General features: G+C 67.6%; 10 protein-coding genes. 5 read left to right on the top strand and 5 right to left on the bottom strand.

Annotated features, from left to right (window positions below; genetic code table 11):
• Positions 1 to 55: 55 nt before the first annotated feature.
• From ACLQ7E_RS00390 to ACLQ7E_RS00380, 3 genes are read left to right on the top strand one after another with little or no spacing between them, the layout of a single operon-like run.
• On the top strand, positions 56 to 850 hold the full coding sequence (locus ACLQ7E_RS00390) for an ABC transporter ATP-binding protein (protein ID WP_411730537.1): 795 nt from the start codon (positions 56 to 58) through the stop codon (positions 848 to 850).
• The gene (locus tag ACLQ7E_RS00385) at positions 847 to 3,165 is read left to right on the top strand and encodes a YhgE/Pip family protein (protein ID WP_411730536.1); all 2,319 of its coding nucleotides are present in this window, start codon (positions 847 to 849) and stop codon (positions 3,163 to 3,165) included. The genes ACLQ7E_RS00390 and ACLQ7E_RS00385 overlap by 4 nt, the downstream gene beginning before the upstream one ends.
• Complete coding sequence (locus ACLQ7E_RS00380) at positions 3,162 to 3,770, top strand: TetR/AcrR family transcriptional regulator (protein WP_411730534.1); 609 nt, start codon at positions 3,162 to 3,164, stop codon at positions 3,768 to 3,770. The genes ACLQ7E_RS00385 and ACLQ7E_RS00380 overlap by 4 nt, the downstream gene beginning before the upstream one ends.
• Here ACLQ7E_RS00380 and ACLQ7E_RS00375 read toward each other — a convergent pair.
• The 5 genes from ACLQ7E_RS00375 to ACLQ7E_RS00355 all read right to left on the bottom strand — a co-directional run bounded on the left by ACLQ7E_RS00375 (position 3,751) and on the right by ACLQ7E_RS00355 (position 9,264).
• Entirely contained in the window at positions 3,751 to 5,505 is a 1,755-nt protein-coding gene (locus tag ACLQ7E_RS00375) for an ABC transporter transmembrane domain-containing protein (RefSeq protein WP_411730533.1), read from the bottom strand. The genes ACLQ7E_RS00380 and ACLQ7E_RS00375 overlap by 20 nt on opposite strands.
• On the bottom strand, positions 5,502 to 6,656 hold the full coding sequence (locus ACLQ7E_RS00370) for a DUF1611 domain-containing protein (RefSeq protein WP_411730532.1): 1,155 nt from the start codon (positions 6,654 to 6,656) through the stop codon (positions 5,502 to 5,504). Before ACLQ7E_RS00370 ends, ACLQ7E_RS00375 begins: the two co-directional genes overlap by 4 nt.
• 183 nt (positions 6,657 to 6,839) lie before the next feature.
• Positions 6,840 to 7,787 (bottom strand): EamA family transporter, encoded by a 948-nt coding sequence (locus ACLQ7E_RS00365; protein WP_411730531.1) that lies wholly within the window; start codon positions 7,785 to 7,787, stop codon positions 6,840 to 6,842.
• A gap of 71 nt (positions 7,788 to 7,858) precedes the next feature.
• The gene (locus ACLQ7E_RS00360) at positions 7,859 to 8,380 is read right to left on the bottom strand and encodes a SixA phosphatase family protein (RefSeq protein WP_411730530.1); all 522 of its coding nucleotides are present in this window, start codon (positions 8,378 to 8,380) and stop codon (positions 7,859 to 7,861) included.
• Between the two features lie 86 nt (positions 8,381 to 8,466).
• Positions 8,467 to 9,264 carry a winged helix-turn-helix domain-containing protein gene (locus ACLQ7E_RS00355; RefSeq protein ID WP_407611737.1) on the bottom strand — a complete coding sequence of 266 codons (798 nt, stop codon included), beginning with the start codon at positions 9,262 to 9,264 and terminating at the stop codon, positions 8,467 to 8,469.
• 582 nt (positions 9,265 to 9,846) lie between these two features.
• Between ACLQ7E_RS00355 and ACLQ7E_RS00350 the strand changes: the two genes are divergently transcribed.
• Positions 9,847 to 10,587 (top strand): response regulator transcription factor, encoded by a 741-nt coding sequence (locus ACLQ7E_RS00350; RefSeq protein WP_411730529.1) that lies wholly within the window; start codon positions 9,847 to 9,849, stop codon positions 10,585 to 10,587.
• Positions 10,584 to 12,233, top strand: a complete 1,650-nt coding sequence (locus ACLQ7E_RS00345; RefSeq protein WP_411730528.1) for a sensor histidine kinase — start codon at positions 10,584 to 10,586, stop codon at positions 12,231 to 12,233. Before ACLQ7E_RS00350 ends, ACLQ7E_RS00345 begins: the two co-directional genes overlap by 4 nt.
• The last annotated feature ends 55 nt before the right edge of the window (positions 12,234 to 12,288 follow it).

Raw genomic sequence — 12,288 nt, 5'->3', positions numbered from 1 at the left:
AACCAGACAACATCACTATTTGACCTGACCGGGCAGTTCGGTTTATGCTTGAGGCGTGCTCATTGCCGATAGCCTGGCCATTGCCGGCCGCCACCTGCCCCTGCTGGAACCCACCAGCCTCGTCGTTGCGCGCGGCGAACTCCTGCTGGTTGCGGCCGAGCCCCAGCCAACCCGCACCGCACTGTCGCTGGGCCTGAGTGCGCGCATGCGCCCGACCCGGGGAAGCGTGAGCTGGTCGGGAAACGCCGCCATGCGGACGGTCCGGCGTGTCAGCGCCCTGGTCGACTCCCCCGAAATCAACGAACCCGAGGCACACCTCAAGGTCCGCGACCTCGTGGCCGAGGACCTGGCGCTCCAGCCCGGGCCGATTTGGCGGCGCAACGGCATCGATGCCTGGATGAAGAAGCACCACATCGACGCGCTGGCCAATGAATGGCTAGACGCCATTGACCCGCTCGAACGCCTCGGCCTGCTCACGCAACTGGCACTCGAGGACCGAGGCGTCGAGCTGCTGGTCTTCGATTCCCCCGACCGCCACGGCATCCCCGAGGACGACTGGCTCCGCTTCCTGGAATCGGTGGCCACCGGGCGCCGCGCCCCGGCCGTGATGGCAGTCGTCCAACGCATCCCGGAGCACTGGGACGGCTCGAGAGCATGGGCCGGACGGGTGCAGGACAAGCTGGCCGCGGCCCCGGAACCCGAGGAAGAAACCGAGGCGGCTGCCGCGCCGCGGGAGAACAGCGAGGAATCGGAGGCTGAAAATTCCGCCGCAGTTGCCGAGCCGATCCCCGATGACGCTGCCCCCGCCGAACCCACCACTGCCTTGACTGCATCGAAGGACCTTCCATGACCACGTTGCGCCTTGCCCTCTCCGAACTCAAGCGCATGACCTCCGGGCGTCTTCCCAAGATCGCCGTCGCCGCCCTGACCCTGGTCCCGCTGCTTTATGGCGCCCTGTACCTCTACGCAAACTGGGACCCGTATTCCAACCTGCACAACGTCAAGGCAGCCATCGTGAACCTCGATGAGGGTTCCACCAAGGACGGCAAGGACCTTCTTGTCGGGGATGATGTCACCACCGAGTTGATGGAGGACGGCACCTTCGGCTGGAACCAAGTCGCCACCGAGGCCGAGGCCGAAGCCGGTGTCGCCTCCGGCGATTACTCCTTCGCCATGACCATCCCTGCCGACTTCTCCGCCAACCTCGCCTCCCCCGGAGACTTCGAGGCGGCCAAACAGGGCATCTTGAAGATCACCACCAACGATGCGAACAACTACATGGTTGGCACCTTCGCCGACAAGCTCGCCGGCCAGGTGCACAACACCGTGGCCGCTGAGGTCGGCACGCAGACCGCCGACGCGCTGCTCACCGGCTTCTCCGACATCCACACCTCGATGTCCAAGGCCGCCGACGGAGCCGGGGAACTGCACACCGGCACCGTCAAGCTTTCCGACGGGGTCACGACCCTGGCCGATGGCGTGAGAACGCTGGACGGCGGAGCCACCAAGCTTGATAAGGGTGCCGCGGACCTTTCCGACGGTGCCAACACCCTGCATGATGGCGCCTCCTCCCTGGTGACCGGCCAACAGAAGCTGGCCACCGGAGCGAACAGCCTGGCTGACGGCGCAGAAACTTTGGCCGATGGCACAAAGGAACTGAACTCCGGGCTGGCCGAGCTGAAATCCAAGACCTCCGCGCTGCCGGCCAAGACCCAACAGCTTGATGATGGTGCGCAGCAGGCCTCCAACGCCTCCATCCAGCTCGCCGATGGCGCCGCCCAGGTGGCAGCCGGCAACAAGGCCCTGGATGACAAGGTCACCCAGGCCGCGGCGACGCTCACTGCCCTGGAAAAGGATGCCGACTCGCGCATCGATTCGGCTCGGGACGCACTGGATACCCGGCTCGATCAGTTGGTCACCGACGGGATCCTCACCCCGGCGCAGGCCGACACCCTGCGCACCGAGGTCAAAAGCGCCGCCACCACCAGCGGTGTCACCGACCGGGTAGCCGACACCAAGAAGCAGTTGGCCGCCGCCCAATCCCAGATCTCCGCCCTGGCCGACGGCTCGGCCCAGGTCGCAGCCGGCGCCAAGCAGCTTTCCGGCGGGCTTTCCACCCTGGCCGACGGAACCGAAACCCTGGCAGGTGCCATGCCGACGCTGAAGACCGGCATCTCCGATGCCGCCGCGGGAGCATCCAAGCTGAACGCCGGGGCACAAACCCTCGCCGGCGGTGCCAATACCCTGGCCGACGGGGAAGACGACGCGCTGGCAGGCACCAAGAAGCTGAACACCGGGGCCGGAACCCTGGCCTCCGGAACCACCACCCTGCATGAGGGAACCGCCTCCCTGGTGCGCGGGGTGGGCGAGCTCGGTGACGGCGTGGGCAGGCTCGGTGACGGCGCCACGCAATTGCGCGACGGCTCCGGGGAACTGTCCACCAAACTGGCCGATGGCACAGGTGAGGTGCCCAACCCCGACGCCAATGACCGCGAACAGGTCTCCTCGGTCATCGGTGACCCGGTGGGCATTGAAACCACGGACCAGGCCAAGGCAACTGTCTACGGCGAGGGCCTGGCCCCGTTCTTCATGACCCTGGCCATCTGGATCGGCGCATTCATGCTGGTCCAGCTCATGCGCCCCGTCACCAAGCGCGCGCTGGCCTCCAACGCGGCAAGCTGGAAGATCGCCATCGGCGGCTGGCTTCCGTTCCTGGTCATCTCCACCATCCAGGGCACCATCCTCTACCTCGTGGTTCTCTTCGGACTCGGCCTGAACACCGCCCATCCGTGGATGACCTGGGGCCTGTTCCTGTTGGCTTCGACGGCCTTCACCGCCATCATCCAGGGCATCTGCGCGCTGGCCGGGACCCCCGGCAAGATGGTGGTGCTGGTGCTGATGGTGCTGCAGCTGGTGTCCTCCGGCGGCACCTTCCCCTGGGAAACCACCCCCGAGGCCCTGCACGTGGCGCACCGCTGGCTGCCCATGGGACACGTCGTCACCGGCCTGCGCCACCTGATGTACGGGGCCGACCTGTCGGGGCTCGGTCCCATCGTGGCGGGGCTCATCGGCTACACCGTGCTGGGCCTGGTGGCCAGCACCGCAGCGGTACGATTGCACAAGACCTGGTCCCTGAAAACCCTGCATCCGGAGCTAAGCGCATGAGCCAGACCCCCTCGACCCGCCCCAGGGTGCGCGCGACCGACTCCAAGCACCGGCTGTTCACCGCCTCCATGGATTTGATTGGCACCCGCGGGCACCAGCAGGTGAGCGTGGATGAGATCGCCAAGGCCGCGGGTGTCTCCAAGGGCACCGTCTATTACAACTTCGGGTCCAAGAACGAACTCATCGGCGAGCTGCTGAACTACGGCATTGCCATCCTTTTCGAACGGCTCGAGCCGGGCACCACGCATGCGGACCCGGAGGCGGGATTGCGGCAGATGGTTGCCGAGGCCCTGGAATTCATTGCCGAATACCCGGCATTTTCCCAACTCTGGATTTCCGAGCAATGGCAATCCGACAGCCAATGGGCAGGTGCCTTGGCGCAGATGCGCAACGACGTCATCGGAATGGTCCGCACCGCGCTCTCCCGCCTCGCCGAAGCGGCGCCGGCGGCGGCCGGGGAGCCGGTGCCCGACCTGGACGCCCTGGCCACCGCGCTGTTCGGGGCCACACTCATCCTGGGCCGAGACCGCCAAGTGTTCCACCCCGAGCGAAGCATCGAGGACTGCGTCCGCGCCGCGATGGCCTTTACCGCACCGCTGCGCTGAGACCCGGGACGTTTTTCGATCCGGCTTCCGGAGCGTCCAGGTTCCATTCGCGGTACCCGGCGCACCACTCGGACTCGGAGCACACGATGACCACGCCCCGGTAGGTTTCAAGCATCTTTTCCAGCTGCCCGCGGGCAGCGGCATCGAGGTGCCCGTCGATCTCATTCAGCAAAAGCAACGACGGGGAGCCAAGCATCGCGCGGGCCACCATGAGCCCGGCGCGTTGCGCGGCATCCAGCGGCATCCCGCCGCGGCGCAGCTGCGTGTCCTCCCCGTGCTCCAGCGACGCGGTGTCCAGCCCCAGGGAGCCGGCAAGTGCCAGCGCCTTGGCCGGATCGGCGTCGGGCCGGCGGTAGCGCAGGGCGCGCAACAGCGTGCCGCGCTCGGGCACCATCGAGGCGAAGGCGGCGCCAATGAGCCGGCGCCGCTTCTTCTCACCCACCGATCCGGGAATCACGCACGCAACCACGTAGCCCTGCTCACGGTTGGCGGCATCGTGCCCCAGGTCCCCCAGGATCGGCCCCTTGTGGGTGCGCGCGGTGGCCAGCACGGTGAACAGCTCCCCGCGCAGCTGCGCGTCGGCGCCGACCATCCGGATCCGCTCGCCGGGTTCGGCCCGCAGCTCCGGGACGGGCTTGCCGTCGATTTCCAGCCCGTGCAGCCAGACCCCCTCGATGCGCGAGGCCTGGATCTGCGCCGCGGCCCGCGGGGCCTTGTGGCGCAGGGCCGGGCCCGCAGACAGCGCGCTTTCCTCCTCCAGCAGCGGGGCAATGATCCGGGAGGCTGCCCGGTAGTTCTGCCGGTATTCCACGATGCGTCCCCACTCGCCCACCGGGGCCGCGCACAGTCCCAGCAGCGTCAGGGCCGTGGCGATGTGCCCGGCACCCAGGGCGGCATTGCGCGACACCAGCACCACCACGGCGGTGGCCAGAAGCGGCATGCCCAGCGAACACGCACGCAGCACGCCAGCCAGCCGGGCCCGCGACACCGCCGCGTCCACGACCTTGTTGCCGCTGGCCGCCACCCGGGAAAGTTCGCGGGCCACGCCGCCCGATGCGACCACGGCGGAAGACGCGGCAACGGTGTCGGCAATGCGCGCGGCCAGGTTGCCACGGTGGCGCCGCAGGATCCGTGCCCGCTCGTAGGCGGGGGCCGCCAGCAGCAGCAGGGCGACTGCCAGCACCAGCACCGGTGCACCCAGTCCCAGTGCCAGCGCCGGATGGATCATCCAGAGCCCGGCCATGGAAATGAGCACCAGCGGGACGCCCGCCAGCAGCGGGGCGATGCCCTGGGCGACCCAGTTGCGCACCGAGGACAGGTCATTGCTGGCCCGCGCCACGGTGATGCCCACCGAGGGCACCTTGGCGGCCAGCAGCGAGTGGGAGATCAGCGAGAGGCGCAGCTGGGCGACGTAGTGCTGCCCGAGCTTCTCGGCCAACACGCGTTCCAGGTAGCGGCCGTAGCCCAGCACCAGGATCAGCGCCCCAATGCCGACGGACATCGGCAGCACCGCACCACCGCTTACCAGCGCGCCGACCAGCAGGGCCACACCCACCCCGAGCGCACCGCAGGCGGTGGCCAGGGCCAGCAGCGCGGCAAAGAGCCCGCGCCGCCTCCCGGTGACCAGCTTCGGCAGTCGCGGCACCGGTGCCCGGTCCGTGGCGGCAGGCACGATGTCCAGCGCCTGTGTGGCAGGTGCCCGCTGCCCCTCCATCAGGGCGTCGAGCCCGCTCACAGCGCGTTGGCGCGCACCGGGATCAGGGCGGTGGCAACCTCGGGGCGGCACAGTGCGTAGGTGTCGATGACCGGGACCTCGAGCTTGGCAGCGGCCTCGGCGGTGGCCAGCGGGGAGGCTGTGAGCAGGCCGGAGACCGCTGCAACCGGCACCGCCGCATCCTGCAGCACGTCCAGCCCGGCGCGGGCGCCGAGTGCGTCCTGGGCGGAGAACACCACGGTGTCGACGTAGGCGGCGAAGATCGGGTCGCGCAGCAGCCTGGAGGTCTCCCCCTGGTAGAGGCCGTCGGCGATCTCGATGACCACCACGTCGGCGCCGGAGGCTGCCTGTTCGTCGATCATCGCTGCCAGCAGGTCGCGGACCTCCTCGTAGGCCAGCTTGAAGGTGGTGGGGTAGCCGAAGTCGGTGAAGTCGCAGACCGGGAACGCGCCGGCGTCGATGAACAAGTTCGGGTCGTTGCCCGCCCCGGTGCCGGTGGCCTTGCCCGCCGCCACGTTGAGCCCGGCGTTGGACAGTCCGTTGACCAGGCAACCCAGGGTGGTGGACTTGCCCGAGTTCATCGAGGTGCCCAGCACCGCGATGACCGGCGGGCGCACCGTGCCCACGGCGCGCAGGGCCGCCAGCGACGGGGTGCCGACCTGCAGCGGGGCGAAGTCGCGCAGGTTGACCACGCCGTCCTTGGTGGCCAGCAGGCCGATCGGCTCGATTGCGGTGGCCGCGTCGATCGAGGCGTGCATTTCGGTGACGTACCCGGCCAGGCCGCCGCCGGCCACCAGGTGGCAGGGCTCCAGCGAGGCGGGCACGTGGGCCAGGAACTGGTCGGGGGCATAGCGGTTGCCGTAGGCGACCATGATTTCCTGGCCCACGAACATCAGCTGGCGGCGGGAGACCGGGGATTCGAGGCGGGTGTGCTTGCCGATCTCGGCGACGCGGGCAATGACCACGTCCCCGGGCTGCGGGGTGACGTCCGCGCCGGCGATGAGGTGGAAGTCCCCGGGGTGCTTGGAGAACTCGGTGGCCACGAAGCGGGTGGTGTAGGCGGCGCGGATCTTCAGCGCGCGCTGTGCATCAAGCTTGAGGTGGCGCAGGTGGCCTTCGGACGCGGCGTGTGCTTCGAGGGTTTCGGTTTCTAGGCTGGGGCTGATGCTCATCTGCTGGGTTCCTTTTCAGGGGGCTCGGTGGCTTGCGTTGCTCCTAGTCAAAGCGGCCCAAATGAGCAAAGGGTGAACGGTCGATGAGGGCGTTCTCATAATCGCCTCACGCGTTCTCATGTTCACCGGTTCGCGGCCCGTGAACCCGGGGTTCAGGGGCCCGAAAAACTCTCATCCATTTCCTCACGTGTGTTCCGCCACGGTGTCGTTTTCCGGGCTCTCCCGCGGCGCGGGCGCCGCTTCGGGCTTCGCCGGACCGAACCTGAGCGTCCCGACGGCAACCCCCAAGACCAGCACCGCGGCCCCGGCGATTTCCAGCGCGTTGGGATACTCGTGGAGCACCAGCGCGGCGCTGCCCATCCCGATCGCGGGAATCAGCAGCGTGAAGGGCACGACCTTGGCCGTGGGGTACTTGCCCAGCAGCGTGTTCCAGATGCTGTAGCCAATCAGCGAAGCCACCAGCGCGGTGAACGCGATTCCCCACCAGGTCTCCGGCCCCATGGTGCCCAGCGCATCGCCCACGGCGGCGGGTCCGTCGAGCAGCAGCGAAAGGCCCAGCATCGGAATCGGGACCCAGAGCGCCGAGTGCACCACCAGCCCCAGCCCGGAGGCGCCGGCGGCCGAACGCGAGATGACGTTTCCTACGCCCCAGGTGAATCCGGCGGCAATGCAGATCAGCAGCGGAACCAGGACGCCTGCCAGTGCGGCGCCTTCGGGCAGCGAGGCAACCCGGCCAAAGCCCACCACCACCAGCCCGGCAATGCCCAGGATGGATCCGAGGATCTGCTTCCGTGTGGGGAATTCCCGCAGGAAGATCGCTCCGAGGCCGATGGTGAAGAACATCTGTGCCTGAAGCGCCACCGGCGCCAGTCCGGCAGGAAGCCCCAGGTGCATTGCAGTGAAGAGCAACCCGAATTGCCCGGCACTCATGGCCAGCCCGATGCCCGCGACGACCTTCCAGCCGACCTTGGGCCTGGGCACAAAGAACACCAGCGGGAAGGCGACGGCGGCAAAGCGCAAAGCCACAAACACCAGCGGCAGCGTGTCTCGCAGCCCAAGATCGATGAACAGGAAATTCAGTCCCCAAAGCAGGGCGACCAGCAGGGCAAGGAGCGTATCGCGAGGTTTCACGTTCCCACCCTGACACCCCGGGACCATGAAGCACTAGTCGCGGACGCCGGACGTCGTGGTGCCAGAGCGCGCTAGCGCGGGACCACGAAGTTGGTCACCTGCATGTCGCGACCGTCGATTTCCGCCCAGGGCTTCTCGGTCTGCAACACCGTCAGCCCAAGCGTCGGGTAGTCCATGGCCAGCTCGTAGACGGCTTCCTCATCCGAATCCACCGAGGCCAGGCGCATGGCCAGCTCCTGCAGCATCGGCTGGTGGCCGATGACCATGAGCGTGGTGACGGTTTCCGGGGTCTCGTTGATGATGGCGCACAGCGTGGTGCTCGAGGCGCCATAGATGCGTGAATCCATGTACGGCGTGGGCGCTTTTTCGCCCAGCTCGCTGATCACCCAGGCGCAGGTGGCGCGGGTCCGCTGGGCGTCGGAGAGCACGATGAAGTCGGGCACCACGTCGTTGTCGCGCAGCCAGGCGCCTGCGGCCGGCGCCTCCCTGTTTCCGCGGGCCCCCAGCGGCCGGTCGTGGTCGCTGACCCCCAGCGGGTAGTCGCTCTTGGCGTGGCGCAGCAGTACGAGTCGCTTCAGATGGTGTTCGCTCATGCCCCCAAGCTTATGCGTCGCCCGGGCTTAAGTGCTTGTGGGCCCCGCATCCACGGATGCGGGGCCCACAAGGGACAAGAATGGATCTAGATGGTGTATTCCGGGGCTGCCCAGACGACGACCTCGGGGTGCTCGTAGAAGCGGTAGCCCTGGCCGCGCACGGTGCGCACGGTGTTGGCCAGGCGCCCCAGCTTGGAGCGCAGGCGACGGATGTGCACGTCGATGGTGCGCTCGTTGGGGACCTCTTCGGCGTTGCGCCACAGGTTGGTGAGCAGCTCGTCGCGGCCCACTGTGCGGGTGCCGTTTTCCACGAGGTAGTTCAGCAGCTCGAATTCCTTGAACGTCAGGTTCAGGGTCTCGCCATCCAGGTGCACCTCGCGGCGCGACAGGTCGATGAGCACGCCGGAGGGGCGCGGCGCTGCCGGACGGGAATCGACGCGCGGGCGGCGGTTGACCGTGGGGTCACCCAGGGCCTGGCGCACCACATCGATGTTCTCGCCCTGGGCGCTGGACGGGGCCAGTGCTACGGCCGCATGGGTCTGGGCCTCGGGAGAGAGCGTGGCCAGGAAGGCGCGGACCTGCGTGGCAAGCTTGCCCAGCGAGGTTCCCTGCGCCTGGGCCACCGATTCGTCCAAACCGACGTAGAGCACAAACCCTCGGGCAGTGGTGTCGGTGGCCACCGGCTGAGGACCCGGGGTGCTGCTCGGGGCAACAACCGGGGTTGGGGCTGTCATCGGGCGAGGCTCTTGCGCCGCAGGCACGGCATGAAGCTGGCGATAGCCGGCCGGGGCATAGCCGCCTGGAGCAGTGTTGCGCTGCGCGGCGGCGGCGCGAGACTGGGCGTTGCGGATTGAGACATGGACGTATCCGGACGTTACCGACATGCTTTACCTCTAACTCGTGTGAATGCCACGGAATGGCGCGAATGCTTAGGTGCTCCGCCTACCTCGCCGGTGCGAAGCATGGGAGCGATGCGAGTGTCACTGAGCGCCGAAGGGTTCCGACACTCAGCTGGGCATTCGACAACAACACTGGCGATGAGTCATCGCCATGCCTTCGAAAAGGCTCCGAGGTGCTGTTGCTGCGCTATTCACAACCTCTAGTTTCCTCGTAATATTCGGAACCCGCAAGTAACAAACTTCGATTGCGTCCACGATGTGAGACGTGGAGCGCTTAACGTGAGCATCATCACATTGCGCAGATCTGGGATGTGAAGGCCACTGACAACGCGGTATGCCCTGTCATTTCCGAAAGTACGGGCAATGTGATCAATCGAGCGGGCCCTGGCGCCTGAACGCCCAGACATACACCCGCACCGGGCATCAGGCAACGGCCCCGCCCGGCATTTGCGGCAAGCACCACGCCCCCGCGCAACCAATGGCCTTAAGCTGGAGCCACCAGGCTTCACAGCCCGCACACAGCCGGGCCACAGGACTGGCCTACACCTCGGATGGAAAGTTAAAGACATGCCAAACTCCCGCTTTTCTCCCACGCAACTGCCCCGCCTGACCCACCCGGACGGCACCGCCATCCGCGTACTGGTCGTCGACGACGAACCCTCGCTGGCCGAACTCGTCTCCATGGGAACCCGGATGCTCGGCTGGGAAGCCACCGTGGCACACGACGGACCTTCCGCGGTGGAGGCCGCCCGCAAGGCAGCCCCGGACGTCCTGGTGCTGGACTGGATGCTTCCGGGCTTCGAAGGGCCGGAGGTGCTGCGCAAGGTCCGCACCTTCCTTCCCGAGGTCCCAGTGCTCTTCCTGACCGCCAAGGACGCCGTCGAGGACCGGATCGAGGGTCTGGGAATCGGCGCCGACGACTACGTGGCCAAGCCCTTCAGCCTCGAAGAGGTGCTGCTGCGCCTGCACAAGCTCGTGGAGCGCTCGGGCGCCACGGCGGCCGACAGTGCGGAGCTGGTTGTCGGGGACCTGGTGCTGAACTCCGACTCGCACGACGTCACCCGTGCGGGGGTTCCCATCAACCTCACTGCCACCGAATTCGACCTACTCTCCTACCTGATGGTCAACGCCCGCCGGGTGGTCTCCAAGTCCCAGATCCTCGACAACGTCTGGCACTACGACTTCGGCGGCCAGGCCAACATCGTCGAACTCTATATTTCCTACCTCCGCAAGAAGATCGAAGCCGACGGCCCGGCCATGATCCATACCGTGCGCGGGGCCGGATACATGCTCAAGCCGGCATCATGAACCAATCCGCACGCCCGCCCCTCCCCTCCGGCGCACCGGAATTGCCGACCGCTTCAGCGGCCTCGACACAGGCAGCCGACACCCCCTCCCGAGCGGCTTCCTCGCCGACGCCCGATGCCCCGGGCCAGGGGCCCGAGCGGGCTCCGCTGCATTCCAGGCTGGGGCTGCACTTTGGCCGCCTCCCCCTGCAGCGCAAGTTGCTGCTTGCCCTCATCGGCTCCCTGGCATTGATTTGCACCGTCATCGGCCTACTGCTGAATGCCGGCATGCGCCAGTCCCTGGCGACGCAGCTGCATGAACAGCTGGAGTTCGCCTCCGACCGCGCGGCAAGCTATGTGGCGCAAAACGGCCGCGAGCCCTCCTCCGGCTCTCCTTTTGCCCCCGGACAGGCCTCCGGAACGCTCAACGCCAAGATCGTCTCCGGCTACCTGTTTTCCGGGGCGGTGCTCGATTCCAAGACCGGCGAGCGCAAGGACATCACCGACGCGGACGTGCTGCCACTGACCTCCGTGGAGGTCGATGCTCCCCCTGTTGTCCACCACCTGAGCATCGGGGACTACATGCTCTCGGCCCAGCAGGACCCGGGCTCCGGCGGCATCCTGATCACCGGCCTGCCGATGGCCCCCACCGAACGGACCCTGGCCTCCCTGGGCGTCCTGACCGTGACGATTTCCCTGGCCGGGCTGATCGCCATCGGGCTGGTTGGCTCGATGATCATTCGCCGTTCGCTGGCACCCCTGCAACGGGTTTCGGCCGTGGCGTCCTCCGTGGCCAACGCCGAACTCGAATCGGGCACCGCCGCACTAGAGGCCCGCGTGCCCCCGGAGGATTCGATCCCGGGCACCGAATCCGGGGAGGTGGGCCGGGCGCTGAATGCCCTGCTGGACAACGTGGGCACCGCCTTCGCGGTGCGCGAGGCCTCGGAGGCACAGATGCGCCAATTCGTTGCCGACGCCTCCCACGAGCTGCGCACCCCGCTCTCGGCCATCCGCGGGTACACCGAGTTGATCAGCGCCACCGAGCATTTCTCCGACGACGGACAACGCTCGCTGAACCGGGTGCTGGAACAGAGCACCCGGATGAGCTCCCTGGTGGAGAACCTGCTGTTGCTGGCCCGGCTCGATGAGAAGCACCAGGTCAAGAAGGTTCCGGTCGATCTGGGGAAGCTGGCCGCCGAAATCACCGAGGACTTTGCCATTACCGCCCCGGCCCACCACTGGATCCCGAAGGTCCCCGACACCCCGCTGGTGGTCTCCGGCGATGCCTCGGCGCTGCGCCGGGTCATCACCAACCTGCTGGCCAATGCCCGCAAGCACACCTCCGAGGGCAACACCGTCACCGTGGAGATCCGGCGCGAGGCGGCCACGCAGCAGGCGGTGCTGCGGGTGGCCGACACCGGTGAGGGCATTGCCCCCGGCTTCCTGCCGCTGGTCTTCAAGCGCTTCACCCGGGCAGATGTTGCACGTTCCGGCGCGGACGGCACCACCGGGCTGGGCCTGCCCATTGCCAAGGCCATCGTGGAGTCGCACGACGGGACCATCACCGTGTCCTCCGTCCCGGGGAACACCGTCTTCGAGGTGCGCCTGCCGCTGCCGCTCGCGGTGCCGCCGAAGCCATCGACCCCGCCCAAGGCCGCCAAGGCCTGAGCCCGGGGCACGCACCCAAGGGCACAAAAAACGGCGTCCGGCCGGCAGATGAACC

It is taken from the genome of Paeniglutamicibacter sp. (genome assembly GCF_046714615.1).
Lineage (GTDB): Bacteria > Actinomycetota > Actinomycetes > Actinomycetales > Micrococcaceae > Paeniglutamicibacter.
Note: the sequence above shows the minus strand (reverse complement) of the source record. Positions and strands in the feature narration are given on the sequence as shown.

Bases quoted from the DNA above. Each gene is read 5' to 3' on its own strand.
- ACLQ7E_RS00385 (WP_411730536.1), top strand. From the start codon at position 847: ATGACCACGTTGCGCCTTGCCCTCTCCGAACTCAAGCGCATGACCTCC.
- ACLQ7E_RS00380 (WP_411730534.1), top strand. From the start codon at position 3,162: ATGAGCCAGACCCCCTCGACCCGCCCCAGGGTGCGCGCGACCGACTCC.
- ACLQ7E_RS00370 (WP_411730532.1), bottom strand. From the start codon at position 6,656: ATGAGCATCAGCCCCAGCCTAGAAACCGAAACCCTCGAAGCACACGCC.
- ACLQ7E_RS00360 (WP_411730530.1), bottom strand. From the start codon at position 8,380: ATGAGCGAACACCATCTGAAGCGACTCGTACTGCTGCGCCACGCCAAG.
- ACLQ7E_RS00355 (WP_407611737.1), bottom strand. From the start codon at position 9,264: ATGTCGGTAACGTCCGGATACGTCCATGTCTCAATCCGCAACGCCCAG.
- ACLQ7E_RS00350 (WP_411730529.1), top strand. From the start codon at position 9,847: ATGCCAAACTCCCGCTTTTCTCCCACGCAACTGCCCCGCCTGACCCAC.
- ACLQ7E_RS00345 (WP_411730528.1), top strand. From the start codon at position 10,584: ATGAACCAATCCGCACGCCCGCCCCTCCCCTCCGGCGCACCGGAATTG.